The 16,643-nt window shown below is 49.4% G+C and carries 15 protein-coding genes; 9 read left to right on the top strand and 6 right to left on the bottom strand.

Going from position 1 to position 16,643, the window contains the following annotated elements; genetic code table 11:
* Positions 1-249: a TIGR02647 family protein gene (locus ABGI61_RS12545; RefSeq protein WP_347601579.1), complete on the top strand. Its 249-nt coding sequence runs from the start codon at positions 1-3 to the stop codon at positions 247-249.
* On the opposite strand, the gene ABGI61_RS12550 is transcribed toward ABGI61_RS12545, so the two are convergent.
* The 4 genes from ABGI61_RS12550 to ABGI61_RS12565 form a co-directional block, all read right to left on the bottom strand.
* Positions 214-2,163 (bottom strand): transglutaminase TgpA family protein, encoded by a 1,950-nt coding sequence (locus ABGI61_RS12550; protein WP_347601581.1) that lies wholly within the window; start codon positions 2,161-2,163, stop codon positions 214-216. The genes ABGI61_RS12545 and ABGI61_RS12550 overlap by 36 nt on opposite strands.
* Complete coding sequence (locus tag ABGI61_RS12555; RefSeq protein ID WP_347601583.1) at positions 2,157-3,119, bottom strand: DUF58 domain-containing protein; 963 nt, start codon at positions 3,117-3,119, stop codon at positions 2,157-2,159. The genes ABGI61_RS12550 and ABGI61_RS12555 overlap by 7 nt, the downstream gene beginning before the upstream one ends.
* Positions 3,107-4,015, bottom strand: coding sequence for an AAA family ATPase (locus ABGI61_RS12560; RefSeq protein WP_347601585.1), 909 nt, complete (start codon positions 4,013-4,015; stop codon positions 3,107-3,109). Before ABGI61_RS12560 ends, ABGI61_RS12555 begins: the two co-directional genes overlap by 13 nt.
* A gap of 134 nt (positions 4,016-4,149) precedes the next feature.
* Positions 4,150-6,630 (bottom strand): S8 family serine peptidase, encoded by a 2,481-nt coding sequence (locus tag ABGI61_RS12565; RefSeq protein ID WP_347601586.1) that lies wholly within the window; start codon positions 6,628-6,630, stop codon positions 4,150-4,152.
* 286 nt (positions 6,631-6,916) lie between these two features.
* On the opposite strand from ABGI61_RS12565, the gene ABGI61_RS12570 reads away from it, so the two are divergent.
* From ABGI61_RS12570 to ABGI61_RS12590, 5 genes are all read left to right on the top strand, one after another.
* Positions 6,917-7,318, top strand: coding sequence for a curlin subunit CsgB (locus ABGI61_RS12570; protein ID WP_347601588.1), 402 nt, complete (start codon positions 6,917-6,919; stop codon positions 7,316-7,318).
* A gap of 21 nt (positions 7,319-7,339) precedes the next feature.
* Positions 7,340-8,818 (top strand): hypothetical protein, encoded by a 1,479-nt coding sequence (locus ABGI61_RS12575; protein ID WP_347601590.1) that lies wholly within the window; start codon positions 7,340-7,342, stop codon positions 8,816-8,818.
* Between the two features lie 70 nt (positions 8,819-8,888).
* Positions 8,889-9,248, top strand: a complete 360-nt coding sequence (locus ABGI61_RS12580; protein WP_347601592.1) for a curli production assembly/transport protein CsgE — start codon at positions 8,889-8,891, stop codon at positions 9,246-9,248.
* Positions 9,249-9,262: 14 nt separating this feature from the next.
* The gene (locus ABGI61_RS12585; RefSeq protein ID WP_347601594.1) at positions 9,263-9,646 is read left to right on the top strand and encodes a curli assembly protein CsgF; all 384 of its coding nucleotides are present in this window, start codon (positions 9,263-9,265) and stop codon (positions 9,644-9,646) included.
* Positions 9,646-10,431 (top strand): CsgG/HfaB family protein, encoded by a 786-nt coding sequence (locus ABGI61_RS12590; protein ID WP_347601596.1) that lies wholly within the window; start codon positions 9,646-9,648, stop codon positions 10,429-10,431. The genes ABGI61_RS12585 and ABGI61_RS12590 overlap by 1 nt, the downstream gene beginning before the upstream one ends.
* On the opposite strand, the gene ABGI61_RS12595 is transcribed toward ABGI61_RS12590, so the two are convergent.
* Positions 10,398-11,075 carry a response regulator transcription factor gene (locus ABGI61_RS12595; RefSeq protein ID WP_347601598.1) on the bottom strand — a complete coding sequence of 226 codons (678 nt, stop codon included), beginning with the start codon at positions 11,073-11,075 and terminating at the stop codon, positions 10,398-10,400. The genes ABGI61_RS12590 and ABGI61_RS12595 overlap by 34 nt on opposite strands.
* Before the next feature lie 133 nt (positions 11,076-11,208).
* Here ABGI61_RS12595 and ABGI61_RS12600 point away from each other — a divergent pair, with 133 nt between their 5' ends.
* Together ABGI61_RS12600 and ABGI61_RS12605 are read left to right on the top strand one after the other, a co-directional pair.
* On the top strand, positions 11,209-11,685 hold the full coding sequence (locus ABGI61_RS12600) for a low molecular weight protein-tyrosine-phosphatase (RefSeq protein WP_347601600.1): 477 nt from the start codon (positions 11,209-11,211) through the stop codon (positions 11,683-11,685).
* Between the two features lie 139 nt (positions 11,686-11,824).
* A complete protein-coding gene (locus ABGI61_RS12605) occupies positions 11,825-13,174 on the top strand; it encodes a class II 3-deoxy-7-phosphoheptulonate synthase (protein WP_440590600.1) in 1,350 nt (449 codons plus the stop codon).
* Positions 13,175-13,281: 107 nt separating this feature from the next.
* Here the strand turns inward: ABGI61_RS12605 and ppsR are convergent, their stop codons facing one another.
* Entirely contained in the window at positions 13,282-14,091 is an 810-nt protein-coding gene (gene ppsR / locus ABGI61_RS12610; RefSeq protein WP_347601602.1) for a posphoenolpyruvate synthetase regulatory kinase/phosphorylase PpsR, read from the bottom strand.
* 137 nt (positions 14,092-14,228) lie between these two features.
* On the opposite strand from ppsR, the gene ppsA reads away from it, so the two are divergent.
* Positions 14,229-16,607 carry a phosphoenolpyruvate synthase gene (gene ppsA, locus ABGI61_RS12615; RefSeq protein WP_347601604.1) on the top strand — a complete coding sequence of 793 codons (2,379 nt, stop codon included), beginning with the start codon at positions 14,229-14,231 and terminating at the stop codon, positions 16,605-16,607.
* Positions 16,608-16,643 lie beyond the last annotated feature (36 nt).

Raw genomic sequence — 16,643 nt, forward strand, 5'->3', positions numbered from 1 at the left:
ATGCCAATATCACCGCAATTGAATGCTGAGATCCGGGTACTGACGTTGTTTAATCTCGACAGTGCCATGGAGGGAATCAAAGTGCATAAGTCGGCTGATGCAGACACACTGGCTGCTATCAGCCGGTTATATGAAAAGGGTCTGGTGACCCAACAGGACGGTGGTTACCTGACCGATTTAGGCATTCACTGTGCCGAGCATTTGCAAATTGCGCTACGTATTCTGGGCGCTGAAACGCAACCTTCGTAAGGTATTACGGTGTTGTTTTAGCTGTTGTTTCAGCACAGATAACGCCGCTGTATCATCATTAAACAGCGCTAGCTCGTAGTGCATTATTAGCGTTAACAACAGCTCACGCTGCGCGGGCTGTTGCTGCTGGGCCAGCGCACGTAAAAATTCTGACAAGGGTTGCTCAACAGGTTTGTGTTGCAACACACCAGACAGCACCTTGCTTAACAGGCGATAAGCCTGTGGCTGAGTGGGGCGTTCACGGCGTTGCCACCATAGCAGAGCGACAACTAACAAGGCTAATACCGTAATAAGTGCCAGCCCATAGGCAAAACGCTGCAGATTTTGTCTGAGCTGTTGCCATAAGTCTCGCTGGTTCGTATCGTTAAAACCCAATACCCATACCGACCAGTAGTAATCCAGGTGCATCAACTGCTGCCTTAGGTTGTTAAGTAAGGCGTTGCGTTGCCAGGGCGAGGTCAGCAGCTGACGTTGCTCGGCAGATAAGGCATCATCCAGACTGGATAAAATGCGCTGTGGTGCGACGGCAGCGGTTGGATCAAACTGTTGCCAGCGGCCCTGATCGGCATATTCTACCCAGGCATGGGCCTCACGCTGGCGCACGGCCAGATAACCCTGCTCCGGATGCCAGTCGCCGCCCTGATAACCGCCAACTACACGGGCGGGAACACCTGCAGCGCGCAGCAGCAATGCGGTTGCAGAAGCGTAATGGCTGCAAAAGCCGGTACGGCTATCAAATAGAAATTGATCAACACTGTTTGCGCCAAGCAGCGGCGGGGTCAAGCTGTAAAAATACGGCTGCTGGCGAAAATGGCTGGCGATGGCGTCAACCAATGCTGGTACTTGCGGGTGTTGCGCTTTAAGCTGGCGGCCAAATGCCAGTGTTTGTTCATTGCCGGCAGGAATATGCAGGTTAAGCTGTTGTTCCTGCTCCGACAGTATCGTCACTGGCTGTAATTGGCTACTAAGCTGATAACTTAGGCGCTGGCTTACCGGTTTGGTGGAGAGCACCAGGCCAGAGGGCGCAATATTGACATTCGCACTGCTTTGTAGTGGGCTGGCCAGGGCAAATAAACTGCGCTGCTGGCTAGCCTCGGCAATAATGCGGTAGTTTATCACTGTAGCGCCAGGTGAGCCGACTTGGCTAACGTTGCGATAATTACTGCTGGTACGCAGCGAATTTTCCTGCCAGCGTCGGCCATCAAAATCCTCATATAAACGGGCGCGCCAGTACAATAATTGCCGCTCTGGTACACCGTTTTCAAATTCAACACGAAATGCTAGGCTATCGTCTTGCACTAACTGCTCGATACTGCCCGGATCTAAGGTATCGTTTAAGCCGGTACTGGCGACCTTGGCGGTGGGGATCTGCCAAAACGGTGGTAAACGCGGAAAGAGTAAAAACATCGCCAGCCAAAGGGGCAGGATAATCAAGGTTGCACGCCCTATATTGGCTGGTTTAAGTGTGCTACCTGCCGGGGCGAACAACAGATAATGGCTGTATATGTTGGCGAACAGGACGGCCATAATAACCAGCGCCACCAGCATATTCTGATGCAGAATAAAGCAGCAACCGATAAGAAAATAATGCACCCATACCAGTTGCCTTGCTTCAAACAGCTGTCGCAATGCCAGTAAACGTAACATGGCGGCCAGCAACAGAATTTGCAGCATAAAGTTCAGCACACCGGCTTGCTTTAGGTTAAACAGCAGTGCCACTGCAACGCCGGCGCCAATGAAATTGACGGCTTTAAGGCTGAGGCTGGTGTTGGCGTAAACCAGGGTGGTAAAACGTGTTAGCAACAGGGCAGCGAAGAGCAAACTTACCCACAGCACAAAGGCTTCTTGTAACAACAGCATAAATGCCAGTTGTAGCCCAAGCCAGATCATCATTAAGCGTTTTTGTTTTAGCATACTGCCAGCGCCTGTAAACAGCGTTGTAATTGTGCCGGTCCTTTGGCTTGCGCTATGGTTAACGCCGGTAATTTAAGCCCGTAGCTGGCACCGCTTTGCTCCAACGTCAGTAAATCGCGACTGGCCTGGCGTAAGGCGCGCTCCAGTGCATCGCCCGATACGGCCGGCACCACCACCCAATCGCTCTGGAGTTGAGGCGGCGGCGTGTGTTGTTGCCTGACAACCGGTGTTGCCGGGTCGCGCGCTAAGCGTTTCCAAACCAGGTGGCGAATACTGTCACCCTGTCTGTAGTTTGAGAGGGTATCATCACTGACTTGCTGGCGGGCAGTGGTTTGGTCCTGCTCTGGCATGATGCCGGCAGCCGGGCTATGCTGCGCAGGTGCCGGATATACCCAGTAATGCTGCGCCAGTGCAACATAACTAAAGGCCTGCCATAAGCCAAACGGATATTGGCTGCTGACTTTGATTCTGGGTAGGCTAAATTTGCCGCGTTTGCCGGCAAAAATATTCAGTGTAATGGCCGATGTACAGTGCTGACTCACTAGCTGATGCTGCTGACCGATAAATTGCAGCCTTAACATCTGGTGGCGCTTGTCGTCATGATCTGCGGCTACCAGCTGCAGGTTAAGGCCAATGTCTTGTTCACTGAAGCCTTCACCCGGCGCTAAACTGCGTAGTGTAAGCCCGCTCAAATTTTGGTAACACAGCACTATGGACAATAAGAACAGGCTGAGCAACAAATAGCTTAACAGCAAGATCAGGTTGTTCTGATAATTGGTACCCAGCAGGTAAAGCAGTACAATCAAGCCAAAGAACCACCAGCCATAGCGGGTTGGCAAGATAAAAATCAGCTTTTGTACTAAGGTAACGCTGGGCACTGCGGGCTGGCGTTTGTCCAGATAACGGCTTAGCAGACGCCAGTATAGCGGATACAGCGCTTTGGTTATAACTGACATGGCGTTTGTTGCAGTAGTACCTGACTTAAGCGGCTATCCTGTGCTGATGAAGCAGGGTCCAGCCGGTGCTCGGCAACATAAGGAAATACCTGTTGCACATCGGCGGCGCTAACATAACTGCGCTCTTCCAACAGGGCGAAGGCTTTTGCCGCCCGCAAAATGGCTTTAGAGGCACGCGGCGATAACGGTAGCATATCGCTTCGGTGGCGGCTGTTATTCACCAGTGCTAACAGATAATCCAGCAGCGCGTCAGAGGCATGCACCTGCGGCACCTGTTGTTGCAGCGCACGCAACTGCTCGGTGTTTAGCTGCTCGGTTAATAGTGTCAGCCTGGATTGATTGTTATCGTGTTTTAGTAGTTGATGCTCAGCCTGATGGTCAGGAAAACCCAGCGACAGCCGGAACATAAAGCGGTCTAATTGCGACTCGGGCAGCGGTGAGGTGCCAGCGTGAAACAACGGGTTTTGCGTGGCAATAACAAAAAATGGCTTGGGCAGCGGGCGGGTTTCACCGTCAATCGATACCTGTTTTTCTTCCATTGCTTCAAGTAGCGCGCTTTGTGTTTTCGGGCTGGCGCGGTTAATTTCATCCGCCAGCAACACCTGGCTAAATACCGGACCAGGCTGAAAATGAAATTGTTGTGAACGGGTATCATAAATGTTCATGCCGACTAAATCGCCCGGCAGTAAGTCATTGGTAAATTGCACCCGGCGATAGCTCAGGCCAAGGCTATTGGCCAGCGCGTGTGCCAAGGTGGTTTTACCCATGCCGGGTAGGTCTTCCAGCAGTAAATGCCCCTCAGCCAATAAACAACATAGCGCCAGGCGGATTTGCTTCGGCTTACCCAAAATAACCTGATTCAGGCTTTGCTCTAAGTGATGTAACTGTGTTAACACCGGCACTCCTTACTGCGTGGCGATTGACCGTGCTTATCTGTTGTTAGAAAAGGCTTAATAGTAACTGCGCTTGGCAGAACTGCAACCATAAAAAAAGGCGGCCTGCGCCGCCTTTGGATTAACGTCAGCCGTGATTAAAAGTTCACTACCAAATCTGCGGAGCAGGCATCGCTACCTGTTACACAAATTTTATAGCTTACAGATACGGCCTGAGAGGTAAAGCGATCACGATAGCGACCAGTATTATCAACGGTATCGACCAGGTTACCATCACGGTAGATATCTACCATATCGGCACTGCCGGTGAAGCGCAGGTCAACAATAGTTGAACCGGTGCGGGTGCGTACAGAGCGTTGCAGGCTTAACTGCAGATCAGTATTCGCTTCGCTTACCGTTACTGTTTTGCTGATGGTGTTGCTCAGACCGGTAGCATCGGTTGCCGTCAGGCTAACATTGTAAGTACCAGAGGCGGCATAGCTATGGCTTGGGTTGGCGTCGGCTGAGCCGTTACCGTCACCAAAATCCCAGCTCAGGCTGCTGATATCATCGTCAGCGTCAGTGGACAGATCAGTAAAGTTTACTGTCAGGCCAGAGGCGACGAAGCTGAAGTCAGCTACGGGCGCTACCGGAACCGGCGATGTGTCGTCGTCCGATAAAGCAGTAAGCGTCAGATCCCAGCTGTTCAGCGTGCCGGTATCCAGGCCTGCATTGTCTGACACCAGTAAGGTCCAGTCGCCCTGCATTTGTTCGCTGTTAAACGCATCGGTTTGCCAGCTTTGTACCAAATCATCGGCACTGCCACCGCTGAGGTTGTGAAGTGTATGCTCGGTACCTGCTGGTGAGCGCAGTTTTACAATCAGATCGCCTTGCCAGGTATGGGTAATATTAACGCCTACGTTAGTGCCAAATACCACACCGTTTTGCGGCACGTTGATAACGCTGCTGATGCCTTCAGCATTGTTGTCTGGAATCGCAACTGGCGTGCTGTTGCTATAGTCGTAATCATTAAGCCCTTGCGGTAGCACACTTAAACTGGCGTTTACTGATTTAACCAGCTCACCGGTTGCGGCATCGGTGCCGGTGATGGTGAACTGGTAGTTGCCCCAGGGCGTGTCAGCACTGGTTGGCGCGCTGAGCGTCAGTGTTTGGCCAGGTTGCGCGGTTGACGCCGATAAACTGACGCCCTCTAATGCTGGCTGTGTACTTAAGCTAAGTTCAACATCGCCCATCCAGTCAGCAATGTTACCAACATCAAGTGTGTATTGGGCAGTTTCGCCGGCAGTAATTTGCTGGTTACGCGGCGTTAGTGACAGTTTAAACGATGGTGTTGGGTCAGCTTCAGCCAGGGCATTAACCAGATTTAACCGCTTACCTGATACAGTTTTACCTTCCAACGCGGCTAAGGTATCACCTGAGTCCATTAAAATGGCCTTCATTTCCAGCGGGCTTAAATCCGGGTTAATCGACCATAGTAAGGCTGCAGCTCCAGCAACATGAGGCGATGCCATAGAGGTGCCAGAGTACGATGCATAGCCACCACCCGGAATGGTAGACAAAATTGCAGAGCCAGGGGCACCTAAGTCAACCGAGGTTAGACCATAGTTTGAAAAGCCTGACATGGCATCATTACGATCGGTCGAGGCGACAGAAACGATCACATCCAGATCATAGGCTGCCGGATACATTGGCGCTGAATCGGCATTACCACCGTCATTACCGGATGCGGCAATGAACAAAATACCAGCATCACCGCCAGACTGAATGGCGGCGCGCAGGGTTTCAGAGTAGCCACCACCACCCCAGGAGTTGTTGGTAGCTTTGATATCAACACCGTGATTCAGTTTTAAATCGGTGAAGTAGTTGATACATTCAATAGCGCCTGCAGTGCTGCCGCCCGTTGGGCCAAGGAACTGACAGGGAAGTAGCGTTACATTCCAGTTAACGCCAACCACACCAACGCCGTTGTCGCCCGAGGCACCGATAGTACCTGCAACATGGGTACCGTGGCTGTCGCTGTCCATGGGATCTTGTTCAGCGTTTAAAGTGGAATAGCCATAAGTACTGCCGGGCAGGTTGCCGGGGTTTACCCAGCGGTTGGCGATCAGATCCGGATGGTTGTAGTCCATACCGGTATCAATAACACCGATAATAATGTCCTGACTGCCGGTAGTGATATCCCAGGCTTCTACCGCTTTGATATCCGCGCCAGCGGTACCGCCGCTTTGACCTGTGTTTTGTAAGCCCCAAAGCTCACCAAAACGCGGATCGTTCGGCGTTGCTAAAGCCTTCAACGGAAAGTCAGGCTCGGCAACTTCAACAGCAGCATGCGCGGCGAGCTTTTTAATTAGCCGGTCACGGTCAACGCCTTTGGGTACCTGAACTTTAACAATGCGACCATCCGCAACATAACGCATCTTCATATCGCGGCCCTGAGCATCCAACTGACGCAAGCTGGCACCATTACGTTTAATCACATCGACCCGCTCTTGTTTTGATACACCTGGTTTAAACATTACCAGTATCGAGTCTTGTGCTGCACTGCCAGTGTTAGCCAGCGCTGTGCCTGAGAGCAGGGCGGTTGCAATCGCCGCTGCCAGCATAGTCTTTTTATTCATAACTGTTCCCATATTAAATAATTGTTAATTATATGCTTATTATTTAGCACAATTATGGATAGCACGATTCCGCTTACTGATTAAACTAAATTGTAAAAATAAGACTTTGTTACTAGCTTATTTGGTATCATATTTGTTAATGGATGGGCGTAAAGTGTTGATTATTAAAATTTCCCTTCGCAGGTGCGCATTATCCTGAATTATGTAAAATAGTTGTTTATTACTATTGATAGTTTTTGTTACTGCTTTAGCCTAGGTTTTCGCTACAACAGTAAAGGAAGTTCAGGTGAAAAAACGTATTGCGTATTGTTACGGCGGCCTACTAGCTTTGCTCTCTGCAAGTGTTTGGGCTGATGTATCGTTGCAATTTACTACCTTGTTAGAGCGGCATGCGCTGGCTAATGGTGTCGATATTACCCAGTTGGGTGATTTGAACGTTGCTGATGTTACACAGTCTGGTCAGGGGCATTATGCGGTGTTATTGCAACAAGGCGTACTTAATCAGCTGAGTTTAACTCAGAGTGGTTTTGCCAATCAGGCAGAGGTAAGTCAATTTGGTAACGGCAATAGCGCGCAAATTATCCAAAACGGCAGTAACAACCTTATCCAACTGCAGCAATGGGGTAATCGTCAGTTCACAATAGAACAAAGTGGCGTAGGTGCCGAAATCTCAGTAATTCAATACTAATAATAAGTTAGGGAGAATGTTATGAAGTTACAATTTCCACGTAAGCATATGCTTGGCCTTGCTATTGCCCTGATCGTCAGTGGCCCGGCCCTGGCAGAAGGTAACGAAGTTATCATTAATCAAACGTCAGTGTCTGCTGCAGAAGGTAACCTGGCTGAAGTTAGCCAAAGCGGCGAGATCAATCTTGCTGTTGTGGAGCAAAACGGTGCGGTTAATAACGCCTCTGTGACTCAGGATGGTGTCTGGTTAGAGAGCTATAACTTCGTTAATGGTAATGATAACCAGACGCGCATTGAACAAGCTGCCGACTGGCACATTGCTTATGTTGACATCAGCGGTGACGATAACACGGCGACTGTGGCACAGGATGGTTTTTATAACACAGCTGAAATGATCGTGAGCGGTGACACTAACGACGCTGTAGTTGTGCAATCAGGCGAAATCAACGAAGCCATAATCAGCCTGGCCGGTAACATGAACCTGGCTGAGATGGAGCAAAGCGGTAACGGTAACTGGGCTAATGCGGGTTTTGCCGGTAACGACAATAGCCTGTTTAGCATACAACAGGGTGACAACAACGAAGCCGGCATGTTTAATCTGGCGGGTGACCGTAACAGTTTCGAATCTGAACAGTTTGGCAATGCCAACGTGGGTGGCGTAGTTGGCTTAAATGGCGACAACAACAGTTTCTTTGTGTTGCAAGAAGGTGATGCTAACGCCTTTATCGCTTTCGATGTGGCCGGTAGCGATAACCTGGTAGATGTGATGCAGCTGGGTAACGCTAACGAATTTATTCTTGACCCACTGTCAGGCGATCAAAACCTGGTATTGGTTGAACAGCGTGGCGACGCCAATAGCGTAACAGCACCAATTGGTTTAACCGGCAATGACAACCAGATTGATGTATTACAGCGTGGTAACGGCAATAGCACAGTATTTGCCACCGCAGGTGACGGCCACAATGTTGAAGTTCGCCAGATTGGCGACAATAACAGCAGCGAAATGGTGCTTGCCGGTGCAAATAACCGTGGCACTATCTACAGCCGTGGCGATAATAACCTCACTGCAATCGGTGTTCTTGGCGCAGGCAACACAGCAGATGTGCAACAGTTTGGTGATGATAACTTTGCCTTAGTTGATGTACAGGGTGACAGCAATGATCTGTATGTGGACCAGTCAGGCAATGCTAACGAAGTGCTATTGACTAGCGAAACCGTCGTTGAAAATACCGTTGTTAGCATTGAGCAAAACGGCGATATCAACCTGGTTGACATGCTGATCGCTGGCAATGCCAACAGTATCGACATTTTACAAAGCGGCAGCGGTAACTGGGTTGCCGGCGATAACGGTTACTTTGCGGTGTCTGGCAATAATGGCATGTTAACTGTTACACAACAGGGCAGTGACAACCTGGTGCTGGGGAGTCAGGCCGGTGAAGGTAACATGATGTCCATCACACAGGTAGGTGATTTCAACACCGCCATAGTGTCGCAGAACTAACGGTAGACACAGGGCGGCGCATGCCGCCCTTATCACAACTATGAAGTATTTTGTCAGTTGGTTTTATTGCATGTTGCTGGCATTTAGCCCGATGGCGACAGTCGCCGATGATATAGAGCTCGGTGGGCTGGTGCTTGACCGAACCATATCCCGCTTTGGTAAAGACTTTTCATTCTATTACACGGGTTACTGGCGTGATATGCCAGGCACCGAAGGTGTGTCAGTAGTGATCTACGAGCAGGTATACCCACAAGCCGGCACTGTGCTTTGGATAGAAATGAACCAGCAAAAAATATACCAGACCTATTTTGGCCGCCGCTATAACGATGTGAAACAAATGGCGGAGCAGGCGGTACTTGCCAGTATTAATGAGCTGGCGAATATTCAAACCGAAAAAATGTTGGGTGAACCAACGCAAGAATTGCAGTAAAAGGATAACAAAGGATGAGAGTAATAATGCCTCTGCTACTGTGCTTTGTCGGCACCGCTGGTGCAACAGAGCTGGTGTATACGCCGATTAACCCCAGTTTTGGTGGCAACCCGTTAAATGGTAATTTTTTGCTACAAAAAGCTCAGAGTCAAAACAGCCATAAAGCCGATTCAGTAGGTTTATCTTTTGTTGATAAATTTCAGGATGCATTAGAGCGGAACATTATTAACTCGCTGACCCGACGCATTGCCGATGGTGAATTAGTCGACGGGGTGTATAACACCGGCGAGTTTTTGGTTGAGGTTAGCAGCGGTACCGATGGCAGTGTCATTGTTAATATTACCAACCTTGAAAGTGGTGAAATTACCATTATCACCATACCGGCAATAGGAGGTTGATGATGAGAGCTCTGGTTGCCACTACCATACTGCTGCTTAGCGGATGCTCATTAATACCTAAGCCTGAGATTAATATAACGCCCGCCAGCATTGATGCCCCCAGCACAGTAATGCAGCAATTACGCCAGCAGGGTCAACCACGTAGTTTGATTCCGGTATCGGTGTATGCTTTTCGCGATCAAACAGGGCAGTATAAACCTCAGGCCAATGTCTCCAGCTTCTCTACTGCGGTAACTCAGGGGGCGACCTCGATGTTGACGCAGATCTTGTTGGATAGCGGCTGGTTTGCGCCGCTTGAACGTGAAGGGCTGCAAAATTTGCTGACTGAGCGTAAAATTCACGGTTCGAACAAAAAGTCGGCCGAGTTACCGCCGTTAAAAGAAGCGCGGCTGCTGTTTGAAGGCGGCATTATTGGTTATGAAACCAATTTAACTACCGGTGGCATAGGGGCTGAATATTTCGGTATCGGGGCCTCTGAGTTGTACCGCGAAGATCAGGTGAGTGTGTATTTAAGGGCGATAGATGTGCACAGCGGTCAGGTACTGTTGTCGGTGTCCAGCAATAAGAAGGTCTTTTCACAAGAGTTAAGAGCTGGTTTGTTCCGCTATGTATCATTAAATCGCCTGGCAGAGGCCGAGGGAGGGTATTCAACCAATGAACCGGTGCAATACTGTGTGAAACAGGCGATGGAAGCGGCGGTAGTGGCCTTGGTAGAGCAAGGGTTACAGCGTGGTTTCTGGCGTTTGGACGATCAGTTAAGCCTGAACCCAACAACCGGTTCCTGACGTTGTGGCTGCTGCAACCAGCGCAGCAGCTCCACTCTGTTTCTTGATTGCGTCTTTCTGAATATGGTAGACAAATGCGCCTTAACGGTATGGGCGCTGATATGTAGCTTTTCGGCAATTTCTTTGTTTCGGGCACCTTCAGCAACCAGCTGAATAATGCGCTTTTCTTGTTTGGTCAGTAAATTGTTTTCGGGTGTCACTATGGCGGCGGGGCGGTTCGCAGCTTGCTGTGCTAAAAACTGATCAACCACGGCCGACATTACCGGTCGGGCGTAGTAAAGTTCGCCGTCCATCATGGTTTTGAGCGCTGTCATGACCCGATCCAGCTGTTCATCACGATAAATAACGCCACGGATCCCGGCGTGTATTGCCTGCATTGGGTCAATTAAGCTGCGCTCTGCCTGAAACAAAAACAATGAGCAGCGTTGTAGCATATAATGCAGTTCAGCTGAGGGCCCTTTTTTACTGAAATCTGCACTGCTATATGGGCACGCAATTAATACATCCGGGCGGTAGTTGCCGGCACACAACAACTTAACTTTGCTGCTTTGTTCTACCTTTATACCAACCGATTGCGCTAACAAGGTAAGATTATGCAAAGACTCATGCTCACTTACCACAATAAGCCGGCTAAACTTTTCCATTACTTCTACTCCTGCGCACAACCTGTACTGATACTCCCTGACTCACTTATACTGTACCGGCTGTACTTTTAATGCAACCATTTAACCTATTGTTTAAAGCGTGCTAGCATATTTTCCGCATTAAGCGTAGGAGATGGCTGCTGTGAAAATTCTGTTTGTGTGTTTGGGTAATATTTGTCGCTCGCCTACTGCGCACGCGGTCATGCGGCAAAAAGTGCGTCATCTGACACGTTGGCAGATTGAGTCTGCCGGCACAAGTGCTTCCCATCGGGGTGAGAAGCCCGATGCGCGAAGCCGGCGTGAGGGCGAAGCACGTGGCTACACCTTTGAGGGCATTTTTTCCCGCCCGGTAAAAGACACCGACTTTGCTGATTATGATGTATTGTTGGCAATGGATGAAGCTAACCTAGCTGAGTTACAACGGCGTTGCCCGCCAGAGCATCAGCATAAACTTGCGTTGTTTTTGCGTTTTCATCCTGATTATCCCTCGTTATCAGAAGTGCCTGATCCTTATTACGGCGGCAGGGGCGGATTCACTCTGGTGCTTGACTTGATAGAGCAGGGCTGCGACGCCATTTTGCAGCAGTTAAATCGCGATAACGCGAGTTGAAATGCTGCTTTTATAAGCAATTGATGTCGTAGTCGTGTCATCGGCGTAAATTGTCATAAATTATGCCAAAGTCGGCATTGAATTTACGTCCAGAAGTCTATAACTTGCTGGCTAGGTATTTAGACAAAGGACAAGCATCGTGACCACCTGGACGCCCCAAAGCTGGCGCAGCCTGCCGATCCAACAGCAACCCAGCTATCAGGATCAGGCTTTATTAAAAACTGTCGAGCAACAATTACACAAATATCCGCCACTGGTGTTTGCCCAGGAAACGCGTGATTTGTTTACTCAGTTGGGTAATGTCGCTAACGGCAATGGCTTTTTACTACAAGGTGGCGATTGCGCCGAAAGTTTCAACGATTTTAATGCACCAAAAATTCGTGACACTTTCAAAGTGTTGTTGCAAATGGCCGTGGTACTGACCTTTGCCGGTGGTTTGCCTGTGGTAAAAGTGGCGCGCATGGCGGGCCAGTACGCGAAACCCCGCTCCAGTGATTTAGAAACTATAAATGGCGTGTCGCTGCCAAGTTATCGTGGCGATATTGTTAACAGCTTCGAGTTTACCGACGCTGCGCGTCAGCCAGATCCAAACCGTCTAACAACAGCCTATCATCATTCAGCCGCAACACTGAATCTGCTTAGGGCTTTTGCACAGGGCGGTTTAGCCGATTTACACCAGGTGAGTAAATGGAATCTGGGCTTTGTTGAGTCTAACCCGTTAAAAGACCGCTATCAGGATGTCGCACAGCGCATCCAAGAAGCATTGCGCTTTATGGAAATTTGCGGCATTACCGCACAAAATTCGCCGTCGATTCGTGAAACGCAGTTATTCACCTCGCATGAGGCGCTGCTACTGAACTATGAAGAGGCCTTAACGCGGCGCGATTCACTTACCGGTGATTGGTACGACTGCTCTGCCCATATGGTATGGATAGGCGAGCGTACCCGGCAGCTGGACCATGCCCATATTGAGTTTTTCCGCGGTATTCACAATCCAGTCGGCGTAAAAATTGGTCCGGGTATGCAACCAGATGACTTGATTAAGCTGATTGATGCACTAAACCCGAACAATGTGCCGGGCCGTTTAACGCTTATAACCCGTATGGGGGCAGACAAGCTGGCCGATAAGCTGCCGGCACTTGTTCGGCGGGTACAACAGGAAGGTCGTAAAGTGGTGTGGAGCTCGGACCCTATGCACGGCAATACGGTTAAAGCCAGCAACGACTATAAAACCCGCGACTTTGAAGCCATTTTACGCGAGATCCGTAACTTTTTTGCTGTGCACAAAGCAGAGGGGAGCCACGCCGGCGGTATTCATCTTGAGATGACAGGCGAACATGTTACCGAGTGTACCGGCGGCGCTTATGGTTTAAGTGAGCATGACTTGGGTAAACGCTATTTTACCCAGTGCGACCCACGCTTAAATGCCGATCAGGTATTAGAGCTGGCGTTCTTAATTGCCGATACGCTGCGTAGTGCGAAAAAATAACGACAGTCTGTGTTAAGTAATAAGAGCTAAGTGTTGAGTGCTTAATGTTGAGTGTTCAATAGTAACGGACCGGCGGCTGTAACACACTCGCCGGTTTTTTCTGTCTGCTAGTATTTATGACGCTTTAAGCCGGTTTTAGCGATAATTTTCGCCGAGATCTCTTCTATCGATAAGTGAGTAGAGTTTAAGAACGGGATTTGTTCACGCTGATAGAGTTTTTCTACCTCAGCGAGCTCCAGCTGACACTGCCGCAATGAGGCATAACGGCTGTTGGCACGGCGCTGCTCTCTAATTTGGCTCAGCCGCTCGGGCGTAATGGTTAAACCAAACAGCTTGGCTTTATTGCGTTTTAACACCTCAGGTAACCGTAGCTGCTCCATATCTTCTTCTACAAACGGATAATTGGCCGCTTTAATGCCGTACTGCAGTGCCAGATATAAACTGGTAGGCGTTTTGCCCGAGCGGCTGACGCCGATCAGAATAATATCGGCCTGATCGTAGTTTTTCAGGTTAGAGCCATCGTCATTAGCCAACGCGAAATTCACTGCATCGATACGAAAATCGTAGGTTTTTTCATGAATACTGTGCGTGCGATGTGTCTTTGGTACGGGGGCAACACCCAGCTCGCGCTGGATCGGTTCGACAAAGGTATTTAAAAAGTCGTAACAGATGCCATCGCTGCTATTAATTATTTGCCGCAAAGTGTCATCAACAAAGGTTTGAAAGATTAACGGCCGTTGTCCCGTTGTTTTATAACGATCGTTAATTCTTTGTTTTACTTGCTCTGCCATATCGGCAGTCTCAACAAATGGGATGGTAACGTGTTCAAATTGTGCGGGAAAAAGCGTTAATAGTGCATGGCCAAAAACCTCTGCTGTGATAGCGGTGCCGTCTGAAATATAGAATGCCGTTCGCACGTTTACTCCGTTTTGTTGTTATAAAATTACATTGAAAATTAAGGTTTTAATTCACGTGGTCGCCAGTGTAAAATTGCGGCGCCTTGTAATGCTAGCTGTAAGCTTACACGCCATACGACAAAAATTGGAGACGAACTGTGCAAGAATTTGTGATTTGGTATGAAAACCTGGGGATGCACGATGTAAACCGCGTTGGCGGGAAAAATGCTTCATTAGGCGAAATGATCAGTAATCTGGCCAATGCCGGTGTGCAGGTTCCGGGTGGTTTTGCCACTACGGCCTTTGCCTTTAACCAATTTCTTGAACAAAGCGGCGTCAACGAGCGGATTTATCAGCTACTGGACGGCCTGGATGTTGACGATGTTAACGCTTTGGCTAAAGCCGGTGCACAAATCCGTCAATGGGTTATCGATACACCGTTCCAACCCGAATTAGAACAAGCCATTCGTGAGGCGTACCAAAAGCTGCACCCAGATGCGGCACAAGATGTCTCTTTCGCCGTGCGCTCATCAGCCACTGCCGAAGATATGCCGGATGCCTCTTTTGCCGGTCAGCAGGAAACTTTCCTGAATGTGCGTGGTTATGATGCCGTTATCGTTGCTATCAAACATGTATTCGCGTCTTTATTTAACGACAGGGCTATCTCTTACCGCGTGCACCAGGGCTACGATCATCGCGGTGTCGCCTTATCTGCCGGCGTGCAGAAAATGGTGCGTTCAGACTTGGCCTCGTCTGGCGTTATGTTCAGTATCGACACGGAATCCGGTTTTGAGGATGTCGTGTTTATCACCTCATCTTACGGCTTAGGCGAAATGGTCGTGCAAGGCGCGGTAAACCCGGATGAGTTCTATGTACATAAACCTACGCTAGCAGCAGGCCGCCCGGCTGTGGTTAAGCGTAATTTAGGCAGCAAGAAAGTTGAGATGGTGTACTCAGGTGAACAGGGGCACGGCAAGCAGGTGAAAGTGGTCGATATTACCGCTGAGCGTAGCCGCCAATTTTCATTGACTGATGGCGAAGTTGAAGAGCTAGCTAAGCAAGCCGTTATTATCGCCAAACATTACGGCCGGCCGATGGATATTGAATGGGCCAAAGATGGCAATGATGGCAAGCTGTATATCGTACAGGCGCGGCCAGAAACGGTGAAAAGCCGTGAAGACAGCAACAGCATGGAGCGTTTCCAGTTACAGGGTAAAGCCGCTGTACTGGTCGAAGGCCGTGCTATCGGTCAGCGTATTGGTACCGGTACGGCAAAAGTACTGAGCGGTATCGAGCAAATGGATCAAATTCAGCCTGGTGATGTACTGGTTACCGATATGACCGATCCGGACTGGGAGCCGATTATGAAGCGCGCTTCAGCCATTGTGACCAATCGTGGCGGCCGTACTTGTCATGCTGCCATTATTGCCCGCGAATTAGGCATTCCGGCGGTTGTTGGCTGCGGTGATGCCACCAGTAAAATTAAAACCGGCCAGGTCGTTACCGTGTCATGTGCCGAAGGTGATACCGGTTTTATTTATGATGGCAAACTGGACTACAAAGTGGTGAGCAGCCGCGTCGATCAGATGCCAAAGCTTGATTTAAAAATCATGATGAACGTGGGTAACCCAGAGCGCGCCTTTTCGTTTGCTAAGTTACCGCACGCGGGTATTGGTTTAGCCCGGCTTGAGTTTATTATCAACCGCATGATTGGCGTTCACCCTAAAGCCTTATTGAATTTTGATGCACAAACGCCGGAGTTAAAGGCGACTATCAGCGAGATGATCGCTGGTTATGACAATCCGGTTGAGTTCTACATCGCCAAACTGACCGAAGGCATTGCCACCTTAGCCTGTGCTTTTGCCCCGCAGAAAGTCATCGTGCGGATGTCAGATTTTAAATCGAATGAATACGCTAATCTGGTTGGTGGCCGTCAGTACGAACCACACGAAGAAAACCCGATGATCGGCTTCCGTGGTGCATCACGTTATATATCGAAAGATTTCCGTGATTGCTTTGCCTTAGAAGTGGAAGCATTAAAGCGCGTGCGCAACGTGATGGGCTTTACCAATGTTGAAGTGATGATCCCATTTGTGCGCACACTGGAAGAAGCCAGCAGCGTTATTGATTTATTAGCAGAGCATGGCCTGAAACGTGGCGAAAATGGCCTGCGTGTGATCATGATGTGTGAGCTGCCATCTAATGCACTCTTAGCAGAAGAGTTCTTGGAGTACTTTGATGGTTTCTCCATCGGCTCTAACGATTTAACTCAGTTAACCCTGGGGCTGGATCGTGACAGCGGCTTAATCGCACATCTATTCGATGAGCGCAACCCCGCCATTTACAAGCTGCTGGAAATGGCGATTAAAACCTGTAAAGCCAAAGGTAAATACATCGGGATCTGCGGGCAGGGGCCTTCAGATCATGAAGACTTTGCCGCCTGGTTAATGCAACAGGGCATCGATAGCGTATCGCTTAACCCGGATACGGTACTGGAAACCTGGCTGTACCTGGCCGAGAAATACGGCAAAAACTAACAGGTTAAAAACACCCCGCTTTAGCGGGGTGTTTTT

The sequence above is a fragment of the Rheinheimera fenheensis genome, assembly GCF_039871805.1.
GTDB lineage: Bacteria > Pseudomonadota > Gammaproteobacteria > Enterobacterales > Alteromonadaceae > Alishewanella > Alishewanella fenheensis.